The 17,156-nt window shown below is 67.6% G+C and carries 14 protein-coding genes; 4 read left to right on the forward strand and 10 right to left on the reverse strand.

Annotation, left to right across the window (positions count from 1 at the left end):
* Positions 1-263: 263 nt before the first annotated feature.
* A complete protein-coding gene (locus tag IBL26_RS20950) occupies positions 264-1,238 on the reverse strand; it encodes a tripartite tricarboxylate transporter substrate binding protein (protein ID WP_187786466.1) in 975 nt (324 codons plus the stop codon).
* A 453-nt stretch (positions 1,239-1,691) separates the two neighbouring features.
* The gene (locus tag IBL26_RS20955) at positions 1,692-2,582 is read right to left on the reverse strand and encodes a LysR substrate-binding domain-containing protein (RefSeq protein ID WP_187786467.1); all 891 of its coding nucleotides are present in this window, start codon (positions 2,580-2,582) and stop codon (positions 1,692-1,694) included.
* Positions 2,583-2,696: 114 nt separating this feature from the next.
* Here IBL26_RS20955 and IBL26_RS20960 point away from each other — a divergent pair, with 114 nt between their 5' ends.
* The 3 genes from IBL26_RS20960 (at position 2,697) to IBL26_RS20970 (ending at position 5,427) form a co-directional block, all read left to right on the forward strand.
* Positions 2,697-2,933 (forward strand): DUF1127 domain-containing protein, encoded by a 237-nt coding sequence (locus IBL26_RS20960; protein ID WP_187786468.1) that lies wholly within the window; start codon positions 2,697-2,699, stop codon positions 2,931-2,933.
* Between the two features lie 198 nt (positions 2,934-3,131).
* Positions 3,132-3,503, forward strand: a complete 372-nt coding sequence (locus IBL26_RS20965; protein ID WP_187786469.1) for an MAPEG family protein — start codon at positions 3,132-3,134, stop codon at positions 3,501-3,503.
* A 493-nt stretch (positions 3,504-3,996) separates the two neighbouring features.
* Complete coding sequence (locus tag IBL26_RS20970; protein ID WP_187786470.1) at positions 3,997-5,427, forward strand: M20 family metallopeptidase; 1,431 nt, start codon at positions 3,997-3,999, stop codon at positions 5,425-5,427.
* A gap of 332 nt (positions 5,428-5,759) precedes the next feature.
* Here IBL26_RS20970 and coaA read toward each other — a convergent pair whose 3' ends face one another.
* From coaA to IBL26_RS20995, 5 genes are all read right to left on the reverse strand, one after another.
* The gene (coaA, locus tag IBL26_RS20975; protein ID WP_187786471.1) at positions 5,760-6,695 is read right to left on the reverse strand and encodes a type I pantothenate kinase; all 936 of its coding nucleotides are present in this window, start codon (positions 6,693-6,695) and stop codon (positions 5,760-5,762) included.
* Positions 6,696-7,099: 404 nt separating this feature from the next.
* Positions 7,100-8,419 (reverse strand): NtaA/DmoA family FMN-dependent monooxygenase, encoded by a 1,320-nt coding sequence (locus IBL26_RS20980; protein ID WP_187786472.1) that lies wholly within the window; start codon positions 8,417-8,419, stop codon positions 7,100-7,102.
* 417 nt (positions 8,420-8,836) lie between these two features.
* Complete coding sequence (locus IBL26_RS20985; protein ID WP_187786473.1) at positions 8,837-9,511, reverse strand: amino acid ABC transporter permease; 675 nt, start codon at positions 9,509-9,511, stop codon at positions 8,837-8,839.
* 7 nt (positions 9,512-9,518) lie between these two features.
* On the reverse strand, positions 9,519-10,199 hold the full coding sequence (locus IBL26_RS20990) for an amino acid ABC transporter permease (protein ID WP_187786474.1): 681 nt from the start codon (positions 10,197-10,199) through the stop codon (positions 9,519-9,521).
* Between the two features lie 2 nt (positions 10,200-10,201).
* Complete coding sequence (locus IBL26_RS20995) at positions 10,202-10,957, reverse strand: amino acid ABC transporter ATP-binding protein (RefSeq protein ID WP_194443676.1); 756 nt, start codon at positions 10,955-10,957, stop codon at positions 10,202-10,204.
* Positions 10,958-11,175: 218 nt separating this feature from the next.
* Here IBL26_RS20995 and pepN point away from each other — a divergent pair, with 218 nt between their 5' ends.
* The gene (gene pepN, locus IBL26_RS21000) at positions 11,176-13,830 is read left to right on the forward strand and encodes an aminopeptidase N (RefSeq protein ID WP_187786475.1); all 2,655 of its coding nucleotides are present in this window, start codon (positions 11,176-11,178) and stop codon (positions 13,828-13,830) included.
* 289 nt (positions 13,831-14,119) lie between these two features.
* Here the strand turns inward: pepN and IBL26_RS21005 are convergent, their stop codons facing one another.
* Genes IBL26_RS21005 through IBL26_RS21015 form a run of 3 tightly spaced genes read right to left on the reverse strand, consistent with a single transcriptional unit; the run spans position 14,120 to position 17,009 of the window.
* Positions 14,120-15,424, reverse strand: coding sequence for a TRAP transporter large permease (locus IBL26_RS21005; protein WP_187786476.1), 1,305 nt, complete (start codon positions 15,422-15,424; stop codon positions 14,120-14,122).
* Positions 15,421-15,984 (reverse strand): TRAP transporter small permease subunit, encoded by a 564-nt coding sequence (locus tag IBL26_RS21010; protein WP_187786477.1) that lies wholly within the window; start codon positions 15,982-15,984, stop codon positions 15,421-15,423. Before IBL26_RS21010 ends, IBL26_RS21005 begins: the two co-directional genes overlap by 4 nt.
* A 23-nt stretch (positions 15,985-16,007) precedes the next feature.
* Positions 16,008-17,009: a TRAP transporter substrate-binding protein gene (locus IBL26_RS21015; RefSeq protein ID WP_187786478.1), complete on the reverse strand. Its 1,002-nt coding sequence runs from the start codon at positions 17,007-17,009 to the stop codon at positions 16,008-16,010.
* Positions 17,010-17,156: the final 147 nt, after the last annotated feature.

Consider the following 17,156-nt stretch of genomic DNA (forward strand, 5'->3'; position numbering starts at 1 on the left):
CGCCTCAGCAGCCAAGATCATCAATCTCATCTTCCTAGAATTACTTCCAGAAAACCCGATGCAATTTTAAAAGAACCTTCCGGCGATTTCCGTCGGGACGCGGTATTTAGCGATTTCTCAACCGCTCGTCAACCCCAACCTTCAGTCAATCACCGTCCGTTCGCCGTTAGCAGCGCCAACCGGCGGCGTGGGGGGCTTATATGGCTCCCCAGCGCCGCTGCCTAGCCCCTTTTTTGAACTTTCTGCGTAATCGGCAAAATGGCTCAGCTATCGGCCTGGATGCCGTTGTCCCGAATGACCTTCCCCCAGCGGTCGATCTCCGTCTGCAGGAACCGTCCGCACTCTTGGGGAGAGGACGCCACGACGTCCGCGCCCTGCTCCTCGATCTTGGCGCGGACGTCGGGGTCGGCCAGCACCTTCATCAGTGCGGCATGCATCCGGTCCAGGATCGGCTGCGGGGTTCCGGCCCGGCCCAGCATGGCCCACCAGGTTGGCGCCTCGAAATCAGTCAGGCCCTGCTCGGCGAAGCTCGGCGTGCCGGGCACGTGCCGGCTCTGGGTCCTGGTGGTCACGCCCAGCGGGCGCAGCACGCCGGCTTTGATATGCTGGCTGATCACCACCACGTTGGACATGAACAGGGGCACATGCCCCGCCACCGCATCCTGCGTGGCCGGGCCGCCGCCGCGATACGGCACATGCACCATCTTGAAGCCGCCCCGCTGCTGCAGCAGCGTGGTGGCCACGTGGGCCAGCCCGCCCACGCCGCTGGTGGCGTAGTTCAGGGTATCCGGCGCCTTCTTCGCCGCCGCCACCACATCGGCATAGGTGCGGTAGGGGGTGCTCGCATGCGCCACCAGGGCCAGCGGGCCCGTCGCCACCAGGCAGACCGGGGCGAAAGCCTCCATGGTGCGGAAGGGCAGGCGCATCACGCTCTCATTGGTGGCCTGGGTGTCGTAGGCCAGCATCCAGCTGTAGCCATCCGGCTGCACCCGCGCCGCCTCGATCGCCCCGATCGAGCCCGAGGCGCCGCCACGGTTGTCGATCACCACCGGCCGGCCGAGTACCTCGCCCAGCTTGGGCTGGAGGATGCGGGCCACGGTATCGGTACTGCCACCCGGCGGCCACGGCACAATCAGGCGGACCGGCCGGTCCGGCCAGGTCTCCTCCGCCCGCAGCAGGCCCGGCATCGCCAGGCCCGCCGCCGTCAAGGCCAGCAGCCTCCTCCGGTCGGTGATCATTCTCTTGTACGCTCCTATCGCTCCCAGAACCCCGCGCGGCTTGTGCCGTCTGTGGGGAATTCGGCATGGCCGGGCCACGCTTCATTACGCAGAGTGCAGCATTCCTATGGGGCACAGGGCAAGCATGTTCGGACTTGGCGGCGGCCGGGGCCGTACGTTGCCTGGATGGGTAGACAGGTTGAGAGGGCTCTGCCCCCTCAAACTCCCCCGGCAGGGGATACGATCCCCTGCACCCACGGTCAGTCAGCCACACGTCTGGCGTTGGCCGAAGGCCGTTTTAAATCAATGGTCTCAATGGATGGGCCCCACGCTGGTCTGGCCGACATGAGGGTTTGCAAAGGCCACAGGCCTTTGGTGGGGAGAGTTTGAGAAGGGCAAGGCCCCCTCTCAAAAGCACTTCGTCCAATCGTGTCCAGGTAAGAGCTCCCACGCTCTACCGAACCTCGGCAGCCCTCACCCCTCCCGGTCGGGAAGCCCACCCGGTTCGTGCCGGAAGCTATCGATGATGTGGCGTTCCAGGGCCTGGGCCACGGCGGTCTCGCTGCCGGTGGCCAAGGCGATCTCGAATTCCGGCAAAGGCGGCAGGCCGTCCGACTCGTCCAGCACCCGCAGGCCGGGCGGCAGCGGCGCGGCCAGGCCGACGGTGATGGCCAGCCCGGCCAGCACCACCGCATGGGTGCCCATCTGCGAGCTGGAACTATAGGTGACGCACCAGGGCTGACCGGCCGCATCCAGCGCCGCCGTCGCCGCCCGCCGCCAGACGCAGCTCGGCTGGGCCAGGGAGAGCCGCAGCGGCGAGCGCCGGTGCACCGCGTGGGCGGAGGAGCCGACCCAGTGCAGCGGGCCCTTCCAGAGCGAGACCGAATCCTGCTCCCGCCCATTGCCGGCGGAGAACAGGGTCAGGTCCAACTCGCCCCGCTCCAGCCGGTGCAGCAATTCGGTGGAGGGGGCGGTGATGACCTCCATCTCCACCGCCGGGTGGCTCTCGGCGAAGCGGGCGAGGATTTCCGGCAGCCAGATCAGCACGTAGTCATCCGGCGTGCCGAGTCGGACATGCCCGGTGACGTCGGGCGAGCGGAAATTGGCCAGGATCTCGTCGTGCATGGCCAGCCAGGGGCGCACGCGTTCCAGCAGCCAGGAGCCGTGCGGGGTCAGGGCGAAGCCGCGATGGCCGCGGATCAGCAGCGGCTGGCCCAGCGTTTCCTCCAGCCGCCGCATCTGCATCGACACGGCCGACTGGGTGCGGCCTACCCGCTGCGCCGCACGGGTCACGCTGGCTCCATCCGCAATCAGCACGAAGGAGCGGAGCAGGTCGGGGTCGAGACCGGGGGGTAGACCGAGCATGGCGAGGATTATCAATCCGCCTGATGGGGACCGTCAAAACAATTCGTTTTCTTTATTCCGCATCGTCACCCACCTTCTGAGGCATCAATCCCGGAGCTTGAAAGGCCCCTTCCGATGTCCGCCCATCTTGGCCACGCCTCCTCCCTGCGGTCCGCGCACGTCGCCCGCTCCCCTGGCTGGTCCGTCCTTCTCCGCCGCATCTTCACCGTCGTCGAGACGCGGATGCAGTTGCAGGAACTGGATGACCGGATGCTGCGAGACGTCGGCATGTCCCGTGGCGACGCCCTGCACGAAGCCAACCGCGCCCCCTGGGATATCGGCCCGGACGGGAAGCCGACCATCCGCTTCTGAGCCGCGATCGTCCACGGCTCAACCAGCCGGGGGACTCCGAGTACACAGCGCCATCCAAGTCCGCCGTGCGTCTGCCGCCCCTATCGGCGGCAGACCCGGCCCAGGCCCACACCTCCCAGGCCAGGGTCCCGCGATCCTGGCCTGGACACCAATGCCGCCCGCCGCTCATCTGGATGTCTTCCTGGAAAGGCGTGGACGATGACCCTGGCGAACTGGATGGTCCTGCTGGCGGCGCTGCTGCCCTTTCCCACCGTGCTGATCGCCAAGGTAGGCGCGAGCTTCGACAACACCGCCCCCCGCGCCTACCTGGAACGCCAGACCGGCTTCCGGCAGCGGGCGGACTGGGCCCACCGCAATCACTTCGAAGTCTTCCCCGCCTTCGCCGCCGCCGTCATCCTGGCGCAAATGGCCGGCGCATCCCAAGGGCGGATCGATACCCTGGCCGTGGCCTTCCTGCTGCTGCGCCTGGCCTATACCGGCGCGTACCTGGCCAATATCAGCAGCCTCCGCTCCGCCCTGTTCGCGCTGAGCATGGGCTGCGTGATCTGGCTGTTCGTCCTGCCCGTCTGACGCCGGGTGCGGGCGTCCACCGGGCGGCTTGCCAATGTTTTCATCGTACGGGGGCGGCTTTCGCTTCCCAGGGGCGGGGCTTGGGTCTGCTCTGGATAGATGGGAGTGGGAGTAAGGCCGGGGAAAGAATTCCCCGGACCCCTTCTTTCTTCTTTCGAGTTTTTGCTGGTGTGGCTGTTGAGGGCGCGGACTTGAAAGAAGGTCGAGTGCGCCGGAGGTCTAGGACCTTCGGCGACTGACAGTTCAGCCCGCATGGCCATTTCAAATATAATTAGAGGCGTCCGCCCTCAGTCCTGCAGCGCTGCCCCAAACTCGAAGAAATAAAAGAAGGGGTCCGGGGAATTCTTTCCCCGGCCTTCTCCCCTAACCCAATGCACCTCGAAATGGCGCCTCCGTCCCCGGAGGTGGGCGCCCTACCCGTCCTTACCTTCCCTGCCTTGACGCTGGCCCGCCCCGGCCGCACTCCCTCAGCACAGGTTGGAGGAGACGCCCCATGCGCAACACGGAAGAGATCTGGCAGCACGTCGAGGCCAAGAAGGACGACTTCATCGCCTTGAGCGATCGCGTCTGGGGCATGCCGGAGTTGCTGTACGCCGAGTTCCGCTCCTGCGCCGAGCATGTGGAGATGCTGGAGCAGCAGGGTTTCGGCGTGACGCGGGACCTGGCCGGCATTCCCACCGCCATCATGGGCGAGGCGGGCGAGGAAGGTCCGGTCATCGCCATCCTGGGCGAGTATGACGCGCTGCCCGGCCTGAGCCAGGAGTCCGGCGTGGCCGAGCCGCGCCCGGTGGAGGCCGGCGGCCACGGCCATGGCTGCGGCCACAACCTGCTGGGCGCCGCCGCCCTCTTGGCCGCCACGGCCGTGAAGGACCACCTGGAGAAGAATGGCCTAAAAGCCCGCGTGCGCTACTACGGCTGCCCGGCCGAGGAAGGCGGCGCCGCCAAGACCTTCATGGCCCGCGCCGGCTGCTTCGACGATGTGGACGCCGCCATCACCTGGCACCCCTTCGCCTGGGCTGGCGTGCAGGAGGCGGATTCGCTGGCGAATACCCGCATCGACTTCACCTTCACCGGCCGGTCCAGCCACGCCGCGGCGGCGCCGCATCTGGGGCGCTCCGCGCTCGATGCCGTCGAGCTGATGAATGTCGGCGTGAACTACATGCGCGAGCATATGCCGAGCGACGCGCGCATCCACTACGCCTACCTCAATGCCGGCGGCATCGCGCCCAACGTGGTGCAGGGCGAGGCCAAGGTGCGCTACGCCGTGCGCGCCCACACGCTGCACGAGATGTTCGGCCTGATCGAGCGGGTGAAGAAGATCGCCCAGGGCGCGGCGCTGATGACCGAGACGAAGGTGGAGATCAAGATCCTCTCCGCCGTGTCCAACCTGCTGGCCAACACGCCGCTGGAGCAGGCCATGCACGACAACTTCATGCGCCTCGGCCCCGTGCCGTTCGACGATGAGGACCGGGAGTTCGCCCGCAAGATCCAGGCGACGCTGACGCCGCAGGACATCGCCAGTAACTACAACCGCTCCGGCTTCAAGCCGCGCGCGGGGCAGGAATTCTGCGAGGCCATCCAGCCGCCGATCCCCGAGCGCAGCGGCGTACCGCAGCTGGGCTCCACCGATGTCGGCGACGTCTCCTGGGTCGTGCCGACGGTGCAGGCCAGCGGCGCGACGCTGGCCATCGGTACCCCGGCGCATTCCTGGCAGTGGACCGCGCAAGGCAAGATGCCGGCAGCCCATAAGGGCATGGTGCACGTGGCAAAGGCCATGGCCGGCACCGCCATCGACCTGATCGCCCGGCCGGAGCTGCTGGCCGCCGCGAAGGCCGACCTGGCCGCCCGCACGGCGGAGACGCCCTATGTCTGCCCGATCCCGGAAGACGTGGCACCGCCACTGAACATGGGCTCTGGGGTCTGACGCCTCCGCTCACAGAACAAAGCCTGGGGTCGTTCCCCGGCTTTTTTTGTGTGATCTGTGAGAAAGGAAGGCCGGGGAAAGAATTCCCCGGACCCTATCTTCTTTTTTCGAGTTTTTGCCGGCGTGGCTGCTGGAAGGTTTGGCCTTCAGACACGGCTGGGTGCGCCGGAGGTCTGGGACCTCCGGCGACTGACGGTTCAGCCCGCGTGGCCCATTTCAAATATCATTAGAAGCGTCCGTCCTCAGTCCTGCAGCGCTGTCCCAAACTTGCAGAAAGAAAAGAAGGGGTCCGGGGAATTCTTTCCCCGGCCTTCCCTCCCGCAACCTCTGGATCAGAAGCGGCGCAGCAGGACCTGGTCTGCCGCGTGGTCGGCGCGCTTGTGGACCACGACGTCGGCGCGCGGGCGGGTGGGCAGGATGTTCTCCTGCAGGTTGGGCAGGTTGATGGTTTGCCACAGCTTGATGGCGAAGGCCTGCGCTTCGTCGTCTGAGATCGCGGCAAGGTGGTGGAAGTAGCTGGCCGGGTTCTGGAACGCCGTGGCCTTCAGCAGCATGAAGCGGCGGATGTACCATTGTTCGATATCGGCCGGCTCGGCATCGACATAGATGGTCAGGTCGAAGAAGTCCGTGGCCGTGTGGGTCGGGGTTGGCTTGCCCTCGGCCGCGCTGCCGAGTTGCAGGACGTTCAGTCCCTCGAAGATCAGGATGTCCGGGTGGCTGACGGTCTGCAGCACGTCCGGCAACGCATCGTAGGCCTGGTGGGAATAGACGGGCAGGCTGGCTTCCCCCGCTGTGCGGATGTCGGAGAGGAAGCGGATCATCCGCCGGACGTCGTAGCTTTCCGGGTAGCCCTTGCGCTGCATCAGGCCACGCGCCTGAAGCTCCTTCGTCGGGTAGATGAAACCGTCGGTGGCCACCAGGTCCACGCGCGGATGGTCCGGCCAGAGGGAGAGCAGCGTGCGCAGCAGCCGCGCCACCGTGCTCTTGCCCACCGCCACGCTGCCCGCGACCGCCACCACATAGGGCCGGCGCGCGGCGGGGCGGCCGACGAAATCATCCGCCACGCGCGCCATGGTCCGGGTGGCGTTGACATGCAGGTTGATCAACCGCGTCAACGGCAGGAACACCTCCTCCACCTCCGCCATGGAAAGCGGCTCGCCCGTGGCGCGCAACGCCTCCAGGTCACTCTCGACGAGCGGCATCGGCACGCTCGATCGCAGGCGCGCCCATTCGGCGCGGGTGAAAGCGGAATGGCTGGTCGTTTCCATCCCTCGGCCTTAGAGCGGGACCGGCCAGGGTGGAAGCACCGATGCCACCTGCGCGGCGCGCCTTGGCGCCATGCTTCGGAGGCTTGGTGCGTGTCAGGCGGGGCGAAGGGTGCAGGCAGGCCGGGGAAAGAATTCCCCGGACCCCTTCTTTCTTTTTCGAGTTGTTGCTGGTGTGGCTGTTGGGCGCGCTGTCTTGAGAGACGGCTGGGCGCGCCGGAGGTCTAGGACCTCCGGCGACTGACGGTTCAGCCCGCGTGGCCCATATTAAGAATCATCAAGAACGTCCGCTCTCGGTCTTGCAGCGCCGCGCCAAACTCGCAGAAAAAAGAAGGGGTCTGGGGAATTCCTTCCCCAGCCTTCCTTCTCCCCCGTCAAACGCCGCGCTGGACGGAAAACAGTCCCCCTCAGAATTCGCGAAGATTCTCGCGCAGGGTGGCGTGGGTGTAGCCGGTGCGGGTCAGGCCGCGGGCTTGCAGGGCGGGGATCAGGCCGTCGGCCACTTCGGCCACCACGCGGCGGCTGACATCGCCCATGGAGAACAGGAAGCCGTCGCCGCCGACTTCCTGCATCACTTCGTCCATCCGCGCGGCGATGGTTTCCACGGTGCCGCACAGGTCGACGGAGAGGCCGGTGCCGCTGTAGTCGGTGAAGGCCTGGCGGAGGGTCTTGCCGCCGGCGCCCATCTTCTTCAGCGTATCCAGGTTCTGTTGGTGGCCGTTGGTGCGGAGGCCTTCCTCGATCGGCTTGTCCAGGTCGAAGCTGGCGAAGTCGATGTTGGTCACCTTGCTGAAATGCGCCAGGCGCTGGGCGATCTTGGCATCGGCGTTGGCCAGGCGCTGCAGGCGGCGTTCCTCGGCGTGCTGGGCGCTTTCGCCGATGATGGGGTTCACCAGGAACAGCACTTTGATGTCGTCCGGGTTGCGGCCCATGGCGGCGGCGCGGGCGCGGATATCGTTGCGATAGGCCTTCATCGCCTCGATGCCCTTGGGGTTGGCGACGATGGTCTCGCCATGCGTCGCGGCGAATTGCCGGCCGCGGGCGGAGCCGCCTGCCTGCGCGATGACCGGCCGCCCCTGGATGCAGGGCCCGGAGTTGAGCGGGCCGCGGGAGCTGTACCACTGGCCTTTGAAGTCCACGCTGCGGACCTTGGTGTGGTCCACCAGCACGCCGCTCTCCCGGTCCGCCACCAGGGCGCCGGGTTCCCACGAATCCCACAGGGCGTTGGCGCAGGCCATGTATTCGTCGGCCATGTCGTAACGCAGGTCGTGTTCTGGCAGGCCGTCCAGCCCGTAGTTGCGGGCGGCCATGTCGCTGCTGCCCGTGACCATGTTCCACGCCGCGCGGCCGCCGGAGACCTGGTCCAGCGTCGCCATCATGCGGGCCAGGAGGTAGGGGTGGTGGGTGAAGGTGGCGAGGGTGGTGGCGACGCCGATATGCTTCGTCGCCGCGAAGAGCAGGGTGGAGACGATGGCGGGGTCCTGCCGCGGCACGGACAGGCCGTGCTTCAGGTAGATCTCGCGCGATCCGCCATAGGCTTCGCCGACATAGGAGCTGTCTTCGACCAGAATATAATCGAAGCAGGCGCGTTCCAGCGCCTGGGCCATGTCGATGAACAGGCTGGGGTACATCCACTCCCGGCCGATATTGCCGGTCCAGGGCTCACCCCAGGCCTGTACGCTGGAACCTTGCAGGAACCAGCCAAGATGAAAAGGTCGTGCAGTCATTCGTACGCCTCCGGTAGCGCGCCGGAGAGGCACGCGAATCTGGGCCGTGAATGAACAGGTCGTCCGCCTCCCGAGACGGTAGAGCGCTCTGGAGTGGCGCCGTTGTTCTTGGCGAGAGTTGTCCGGCAATGGGGCGGGGTTGGCAAGATTGGGGGGAATGAATTCCCCCAAACCCCCCTTCTTTTTCTTCCTTGGTGTTTTTCGGGTGTGGCTGTTGTGGCGTTGCGCCTTGGTCAGACGAACGGGTTGCGCCGAGGGACGGAGTTCCCCGGCGACTGCGGGTTCAACTCGTGTGGCCTGTTTTATTCATAAAAGGCTGCTGATCCCGTGCACCGCTCCGGCCCGGAAGCCCGAACCCGGAGAAAGAAGAAGGGGGCCTGGGGGAATTCATTCCCCCAGCCTTACATCCCCAAAGTATCAGCCCCGCCCCGCCATCGCCTTGTTCTCCAGCCGCGACATCAGCCGCACCAGCGGCCACAGCAGCAGGAAATACGCCACCGCCGCCGCGACGATGGGGGAGGCGTTGTAGGTGACGTTCTGCGCCTGCCGCGCCTGGAACAGCAGTTCCGGCAGCGCCACGACGCTGGCGATGGAGGTGAGCTTCACCACTTCCACGGTGTTGGAGATCAGGTCCGGCATCACGTTGCGCACGGCCTGCGGCAGCACGACGAAGGCCAGGGTCTGCGCCTGGGAGAGGCCGGTGGAGCGGGCGGCCTCGGTCTGGCCGCGTGGCACGCTGTCGATGCCGGCGCGCAGCACTTCGCCGTAATAGGCGCCGGTGTTGAGGAAGAAGCCGATGGCGACGGCGCCCCAGGCGCCGACATCCAACCCGGCGAAGGGCAAGCCGGCATAGAGGAATACCAGCAGCACCAGTGGCGGGATGGCGCGGAACAGATCCACCCAGCCCGCGGCCAGGATACGCACCCAACGCAGCGGTGCGGTGGAGAGCAGGGCGAGGATGACGCCGCCGATCAGCCCCAGCGGCACCACCATGACGGCCAGCAGCAGCGTCTGCCACAGCCCGCGCCACAGGATGGGCGAGGCCTGGCTGATGATATCCAGGTTGAGGAAGGCTTGTACGAAATCGTCCATGGGAACCTCAGCGCTTCCAGGCGAAGCGCGATTCGACCCAACGGCCGAAGGCGACGACGGGGATGAACAGGACCAGATAGGCGATCGCCCCCAGCATCAGCGGCGACGGGTTGGCCGAGAAGGACATCGCGCTCTGCGACGCGCCAAGGATCTCGGACACGCCGACGACCGAGCCGAGCGCCGTGCCCTTGGTGATGGCGATGGTACGGTTGGTCAGCGGCGGGATGGTGATGCGCAGCGCCTGCGGCACGACGACGTGGCGCAGCGTCTGCGTGAAGGTGAGGCCGGTGGAGCGGGACGCCTCCCACTGCCCTTTGTGGACGGAGGTGAGGCCGGCCCAGAAGATTTCCTCCGAGAAGGCCATCAGCACCAGGGTGAGGGAGAGCCAGGTGGCGGCGAAGCCGGAGAGGCCGAGCCCGGCGGCCGGCAGGCCGAAGAACAGCAGCACGATGATGACCAGCGGCGGCAGCGCGCGGAACAGGTCCACCACGAAGATGATCAGCCAGTTCAGCGGCCGGATACCGAAGCTGCGCACCAGTGCCAGCGCCAGGCCGGAGGCGAGGCCGGCGACGACGATGAGCACCGCCAGCCACACGGTCAGGACGAAGCCCTGCGCGATCTGCGGCAGGTATTGCGCCATCACCTTCATGTTCAGGAAGGAGAAGGCGAAGTTCTCGAAGCCGGTCATGGTCAGTGCCGGTCGATCTGGCGGATGAAGCTGCGGGTGCGCTCGTGCTGCGGCTGCTCGAAGATCTGGGCGGGGGGGCCTTCCTCCAGCTTCTCGCCATCCGCCATGAAGATCACTGTGTCCGCGGCGGCGCGCGCGAAGGCCATTTCGTGGCTGACGACCACCATGGTCATGCCGCTCTCCCGCAGCTCGCGCATGACGGAGAGCACGCCGCCCACCAGTTCCGGGTCCAGCGCGCTGGTCGGCTCGTCGAACAGCATGACGCGGGGTTCGAGGGCGATGGCGCGGGCGATGGCCACGCGCTGCTGCTGGCCGCCGGAGAGCTGGGCGGGGAAGTGGTCCATCCGCTCGCCCAGGCCGACGCGGTCCAGCGCGTGGCGGGCGGCGATGTCGGCCTCCTCCTTCCCGCGGCCCAGCACCTTGCGCAGCGCGAGGGTGACGTTCTGCCGCGCCGTCATGTGCGGGTAGAGGTTGAAGGACTGGAACACCATGCCGATGCGCTGGCGTGCCTTGTTGATATCGGTCTTCGGGCTCAGCAGGTTGATGCCGTCGATGGTGATGGCGCCGTCATCCGGCGTCTCCAGCCGGTTCAGGCAGCGCAGCAGGGTAGATTTGCCGGAGCCTGAGGGGCCGATGATGAAGACCAGCTGCTTTTCCGCCACCTCCAGGTCGACGCCCTTGAGCACGGTCAGTGCGCCGAAGCGCTTCCACAGCCCATGGGCCTGGACGATGGGGGGCGATGAGTGAGCGTTGCGCATGAAGGCGGCGGTCCTGATTAACGGCTAGGCGATGGCAGAGAGTGATGGCAGGTGCCGGCGGGACCGGAAAGCCTGCCGGCAGACGGATCGGAAGGCCCGCCGCGTTTCATCAGGCAAGATTCATGCCGAAATAGCCGCAGACCCATGCTGGGCGTGGCCGCCCCATGGGGCCATAGTGGAGCATCTTCCCGAGCCACGATCCAGGCAGGACGAACCGCATGACCGCCAGCACCACCGCCAGCACCCCGGCCACCATCCGCCGCGAGGACTACACCCCGCCCGCCTTCCTGGTGGACACGGTGGAGCTGCACTTCGCCCTGCACCCCACCGCCACGCGCGTGCGCGCCCGGCTGGCCATGCGCCGCAATGGCGAGTCCCACGACCTGGAGCTGGATGGGGAGGAGCTGATGCTGCTCTCCGCCAGCATCGACGGCGTGGCGCTGCCGTCCTACCGCGTCGCCTCCCTCCCCTCCGGCGGGCTGCGGATCGAGGGCGTGCCGGACAGCTTCATGCTGGAGACGCTGGTAGAAATCTCGCCGGAGGCGAATTCGGAGCTGTCCGGCCTCTACCTCTCCGGCGGCAACTACTTCACGCAGTGCGAGGCGGAAGGGTTCCGCCGCATCACCTTCTTCCCCGACCGGCCGGACGTGATGTCGCGCTACAGCGTCACCATCGAGGCCGAGAAGACCGCCTGCCCGGTGCTGCTCTCCAACGGCAACCCGGCCGGCGGCGGGGAATTGCCCGATGGCCGCCACTGGGCGAAGTGGGAGGACCCGCACCCCAAGCCGTCCTACCTGTTCGCGCTGGTCGCCGGCGACCTGGTGGCGGTGCGCGACAGCTTCACCACCCGCTCGGGCCGCGAGGTCGCGCTGGCGATCTATGTGCGGCAGGGGGACGAGGATGCCTGCGGCCATGCCATGGACAGCCTGAAGGCCTCCATGGCCTGGGACGAGACGGAGTACGGGCTGGAATACGACCTGGACGTGTTCAACATCGCCGCCGTGTCCGACTTCAACATGGGCGCGATGGAGAACAAGGGCCTCAACGTCTTCAACACCAAGTACATCCTGGCGCGGCCGGACACCGCCACCGATGCGGATTACGAGGGCATCGAGACCGTCGTCGCCCACGAGTACTTCCATAACTGGACCGGCAACCGGGTGACCTGCCGGGACTGGTTCCAGCTCTCCCTGAAGGAGGGCCTCACCGTCTTCCGGGACCAGCATTTCTCCGAGTTCATGGGCAGCGCGGCGGTGAAGCGACTGGCCAATGTGCGCCGCCTGCGCGCTGCGCAGTTCCCCGAGGATGCCGGGCCGATGGCGCATCCGGTGCGGCCGGATTCCTACGTGGAAATCAACAACTTCTACACCGCCACGGTCTACCAGAAGGGGTCCGAGGTGGTGCGGATGATGCGGGAGCTGATCGGCCCCGCCAGCTTCCGCAAGGGCATGGACCTCTACATCGCCCGGCACGACAACCAGGCCGTGACGATCGAGGCATTCGTCGGCGCCATGCAGGATGCGTCCGGCATCGACCTCTCCCGCTTCGCCCGCTGGTACGCGCAGGCGGGCACGCCCGAGGTGACGGTCAGCGACAGTTTCGACGAGGCCACCGGCCGCTACACGCTCAGCCTCACCCAATCCACGCCGCCGACGCCAGGGCAGCCCACCAAGCAGCCGGTGCCCATCCCGGTCGCCATGGGGCTGCTGGGGCCGGACGGCGCCGCGCTGCCCTTGCGCCTCAGCGGCGAGAATGCCGCCGAGGCGCCGGAGGAGCGGGTGCTGCTGCTGGAGGAAGCGAAGCAGGATTTCGTCTTCGAGGGCCTCGGCACCCAGAGGCCCGTCCCTTCCCTGCTGCGCGGCTATTCCGCGCCGGTGAAGCTGCACGGGCTGGGGCTGGAGACGCTGGGCTTCCTGGCGGCGAAGGACAGTGACCCGTTCGTCCGCTGGGAATCCGCGCAGCAATACGCCACGGCGGAGATGCTGCGGCTGGTGGCGGCCTACCGCGCGGGGCAGGAACCCACCCTGCCCGACGGCCTGGCCGGCATCTTCGCCGCGGTGCTGGAGCGGGCGGAGCAGGACCCGGCCTTCGCCGCCGAGGCGCTGGCCCTGCCTTCCGAGGATTTCGTCGCTGGGCAGATGAGGATCGCGGACCCGGAAGCCATCCACTTGGTACGGCAGGCGCTGCGGCGGCAGCTGGGCACCCGCTTCGCCAGCCGCTTCGCCGCGCTGCATGACAGCCTGGCCGATGCCGGGCCCTACCGCACGGATGGCGACAGCATCGGCCGCCGGGCGCTGCGCAATGCCGCGCTCACCTATCTGGGCCGCGCCGATGCGGGGGACGGACTAGCCCGCGCCCGCGTGCAATTCGCCGCCGGTGCCAACATGACGGACGTGCTGGCGGCCCTGCGCGTGCTGGTGGATTCGGAGGACCCGGCGCGCGAGGATGCGCTCGCCGCCTTCCACGCCAGTTGGCGGGCCGACCCGCTGGTGCTGGACAAGTGGTTCACGCTGCAGGCGGTCTCCACCCGGCCGGATACGCTGGCGGCGGTGCAGGCGCTGGCGAAGCACCCGGATTTCGACCTGCGGAACCCCAACCGCGTCCGCTCCCTGGTCGGCGCCTTCGCGGCCGGCAACCCGGCGCAGTTCCACGCGACCTCCGGCGAGGGCTACCGCTTCCTGGCGGAGATGGTGATCGCGCTGGACCCGGTGAACGCCCAGGTGGCGGCGCGCATCGTCTCGCCGCTTGGGGACTGGAAGCGTCAGTCACCCGATCGCGCGGCGATCATGCGGGCGGAGCTGGAGCGCATCCTGGCACTGCCGGGGCTGAGCAAGGGGACGTTCGAGAAGGTGTCCAAGTCGCTGGCGGCCTGACGCCGGGGGCGCTGCCCCTGGACCCCGCTGGGGTGGCAGTGCCACCCCAGACCCCGCCGTCCGTTGGCGAGGCGCAGGGTTGCAGGCGATGGCGGAGTGCCGGCGGGCGTTCTGGATGGGGTCTGACGTGGGCGCCGCCGCTGCCGCTGGCTGGCACCAGCGGCGCGGCGCCATGCCAGGCGTCCTGAAACTGTATGTTTAGCCTCAGGTTTTCGAGGATGCGGGAGGGGGCGGCGCCCCTCCCGCGCGGCCGGCAGGCGTGTCTTACTGCCTGCCGGGCCGCGGGGCGTTACCCCAGCATCAGCCGCGGCAGGATGCTGACGATGCCCGGCACCGCCACCAGCAGGAACACGAAGGCCACCATGATCAGCAGGTAGGGCAAGGTCACGCGGGCGATGGTGCTGAGCGGCTGCTTCGTCAGCCCCTGGATGACGAACAGGTTGAAGCCGACAGGCGGCGTGATCTGCGCCATCTCCACCGCGATGATGAGGTAGATGCCGAACCACAGCTTGTCGAAGCCGGCGGCGATGACGAGGGGCATGACGATCGGCAGCGTCATGACGATCATCGAGAAGCCATCGAGGAAGCAGCCCAGCACGAGGTAGAGCAGGGTGAGCACCACGATCAGCATCAGCGGCGAGAGGCCCCAGCCGGTCACCACTTCCGCGACGAAGCGCGGCACGCCCAGGAAGGCGGCGACGTTGCCGAGGATGGAGGCGCCGAGCACGATCAACCCGATCATGCCGCAGGTCTGCACGGCGCCGAGGCCCACGGCCTTCAGCGTCGGCCAGTTCAGCTCCCCCTGCAGGCCGCTGACGATCAGCGCGCCCAGCACGCCCACCGCGGCGGCCTCGGACGGCGTGGCGATGCCGGCATACATCGAGCCCAGCACGCAAAGGATGAGGAACAGCGTCGGCCCCAGCTCGCGCAGCGCGGCGAAGCGCTGGCCCCAGCTCATCCGCCGCTGCGCGCCATCGTCCGCCGGCAGCAGCTCCGGCCGCATCGTGGTGTGGATCATGATCCACGCCATGAAGCACATCGCCAGCAGGATGCCGGGCAGGAAGCCGGCGGTGAACAGGCGCAGCACCGATTCGTCCGCCAGCACGCCGTAGATGATCATCACGCTGGAGGGCGGGATGAGGAAGCCCAGCGTGCCGGCACCGGCCAGGCTGCCGATGGCGATGCGCTCGTCATAGCCGCGCTTGCGCAGCTCATCGAGCGCGATGCGCCCGACCACCTGCGTCGTCGCGGCGGAGGAGCCGGAGATGGCGGCGAAGATGGTGCAGCCGATGACGTTCACATGCAGCAGCCGCCCCGGCAGCAGCGCCGCCCAGGGCGAGAGGCCGTTGAACAGGGAGCGGGAGAGCTTGGTGCGGAACAGGAACTCACCCATCAGGATGAACAGGGGCAGCGCCACCAGTTCCGGCGTGGTGAGGATGTTGAAGGTGTACTGGCTGAGCAGCCGCTCCACCGGGATGCTGCGGAAGCTCCATAGCAGGACCAGGGACGTGGCGATCAGCGTGATGCCGACCCAGGCGCCGAGCGCGAGCGCGCCGAACAGCGTGGCGAAGAGAACGCCGACAATGGCCGTCATTCGGCGACGCCCCCGGCCTTGAGCGATTCATCCTCGGTCGGCTGGCCCAGGATGACGCGCAGCAGGCGCGCCAGGAACTGCAGCGCCAGCAGCGTGGCGCCGGCCGAGAGCAGCGCATCCGGAATCCACAGCGGCGTCAGGCTGCCGCTGGAGAGCTGGCCGAGATTCCAGGCGCGGATGGTGAAGCGGATGAGCGACCAGGCGAGGAAGCCGCTGACGCCGAGGGCGATGAGGGTGGAGACCACCTCCAGCAGCATCATGCCGGCGCCCCTGGCCTGCGCCAGCAGCAGCGTGACGCGGATATGCGAGCCGGCGCGCAGCCCGGCCGCCGCGCCGAACAGGAACACCGCCCCCATCAGGTAGGAGCTGTATTCCCAGGAGAAGCTGAGCCCGCCGGCGAAGGCCGGCATGAACTTGCCGAGCACCCCCATGCCGACTTCCACCAGGATGAGCACCAGCAGGGAGACCATGCACAGCACGGCGACGACCCCGGCGAACCCGCCGAGGCCATCCGTGATCCGCAACAGCGCCGTGAGCGGCGATGAAGCGGCGGGCGGCACGGTTGCCGTCCTCGTCGCCAAACTCAGGACCTCCCGAGTTCGGCGAGATAGGCGGTGATGATCGGCCTGGCGGCCGGGACGCGCTTCAGGAATTCCTCCTTGATGGGCGCGGTGCGGCGGCGCATCTCGGCCATCATCTCGGGCGCCGGGTCCACCACCTGCATGCCGCCATCGGACAGCTTCTTGGCGCTGGTGGCATCGTCCTGCGCCGCGACCGCCCAGAATTCCGGCTGCAGGCGCTTCGCGACCTCCTCGATTTTCGCGCGGTCGGCGGCGGAGAGCTTGTTCCAGGTATCGAGGTTGATGCTGACGAGCTGGCTGGAGAAGGTGTGGTTGGTGCGGTAGGCCACCTTCAGGAATTCCCAGAAGCGGCCATCGACGCCGGAGGTGGCGGAGGTCGCCACCCCTTCGATGCGGCCGGAGGCCAGGGCGGGCACCACCTCGCCCCACGGCATCATGGTGCCGGCGCCGCCCAGCAGGGTCGCCATGTCCGCCGTCGCCTTGTCCGAGCTGCGGATACGGACGCCGCGCAGGTTGTCGAGCGAGGTGATCGGCGTCTTCAGGTGGATGTACTGCGTGGGCCAGGGGACGATGTAGAGGAACTTCTGGTTGTTGCGGGCGGCGATGCGCTCGTATTCGGGCATCAGGTACTTGTGCAGCACCTTCAGCTCGTCGAACGACCCGACGAGGAAGGAGACGCCTTCCGTGCCCATCACCGGCTCCTCGCCGATCTGCTGGTTGTTCAGCACGTCGGCCATCGGCACCAGGCCGTCGCGCACCGCCGCCAGCTGCTCTGGCCCCTTGAAGCCGAGCGCGCCGCCGGATTGCACGTTGATGGTAACGGCGTTGCCGGTGGCCTTGGCCACCTCGGCCGCGAAGCGCTTGGCGTTGACGGTGTGGAAATTGCCGTCGGGCCAGACGGTGGCCAGGTCCAGCTGCGTGCCCGCCGCCGCCGCGCGGCGGACATAGGCGGGAACGGCCAGCAACGCCGTGGCGGCGGGCAGGAAGGTGCGGCGCGTGATCATCTCGGAACTCCTTGGCTCAGGCATCGAATGTCAGCGGGGCGGTCTCCACGGTGGCCCTGAACGGGTGAGGCAGTGGTTCAGGGCGAAGATCTCGGCGGTATGGTCCTTGGCTTCGCGTGGAGCGCGGTTGGGCAGGCGGGTGACTGC

This window comes from Teichococcus aerophilus, assembly GCF_014490485.1.
GTDB classification, from domain to species: domain Bacteria; phylum Pseudomonadota; class Alphaproteobacteria; order Acetobacterales; family Acetobacteraceae; genus Pseudoroseomonas; species Pseudoroseomonas aerophila.

Excerpts from the sequence above, each read along its gene's own strand:
- IBL26_RS21005 (WP_187786476.1), bottom strand. The coding sequence starts at position 15,424 with ATGACGGCCATTGTCGGCGTTCTCTTCGCCACGCTGTTCGGCGCGCTC.
- pepN (WP_187786475.1), top strand. The coding sequence starts at position 11,176 with ATGACCGCCAGCACCACCGCCAGCACCCCGGCCACCATCCGCCGCGAG.
- IBL26_RS20980 (WP_187786472.1), bottom strand. The coding sequence starts at position 8,419 with ATGACTGCACGACCTTTTCATCTTGGCTGGTTCCTGCAAGGTTCCAGC.
- IBL26_RS20960 (WP_187786468.1), top strand. The coding sequence starts at position 2,697 with ATGTCCGCCCATCTTGGCCACGCCTCCTCCCTGCGGTCCGCGCACGTC.
- IBL26_RS20965 (WP_187786469.1), top strand. The coding sequence starts at position 3,132 with ATGACCCTGGCGAACTGGATGGTCCTGCTGGCGGCGCTGCTGCCCTTT.
- IBL26_RS20985 (WP_187786473.1), bottom strand. The coding sequence starts at position 9,511 with ATGGACGATTTCGTACAAGCCTTCCTCAACCTGGATATCATCAGCCAG.
- IBL26_RS20950 (WP_187786466.1), bottom strand. The coding sequence starts at position 1,238 with ATGATCACCGACCGGAGGAGGCTGCTGGCCTTGACGGCGGCGGGCCTG.
- IBL26_RS20955 (WP_187786467.1), bottom strand. The coding sequence starts at position 2,582 with ATGCTCGGTCTACCCCCCGGTCTCGACCCCGACCTGCTCCGCTCCTTC.
- IBL26_RS20995 (WP_194443676.1), bottom strand. The coding sequence starts at position 10,957 with ATGCGCAACGCTCACTCATCGCCCCCCATCGTCCAGGCCCATGGGCTG.
- IBL26_RS20970 (WP_187786470.1), top strand. The coding sequence starts at position 3,997 with ATGCGCAACACGGAAGAGATCTGGCAGCACGTCGAGGCCAAGAAGGAC.
- IBL26_RS21015 (WP_187786478.1), bottom strand. The coding sequence starts at position 17,009 with ATGATCACGCGCCGCACCTTCCTGCCCGCCGCCACGGCGTTGCTGGCC.
- coaA (WP_187786471.1), bottom strand. The coding sequence starts at position 6,695 with ATGGAAACGACCAGCCATTCCGCTTTCACCCGCGCCGAATGGGCGCGC.
- IBL26_RS20990 (WP_187786474.1), bottom strand. The coding sequence starts at position 10,199 with ATGACCGGCTTCGAGAACTTCGCCTTCTCCTTCCTGAACATGAAGGTG.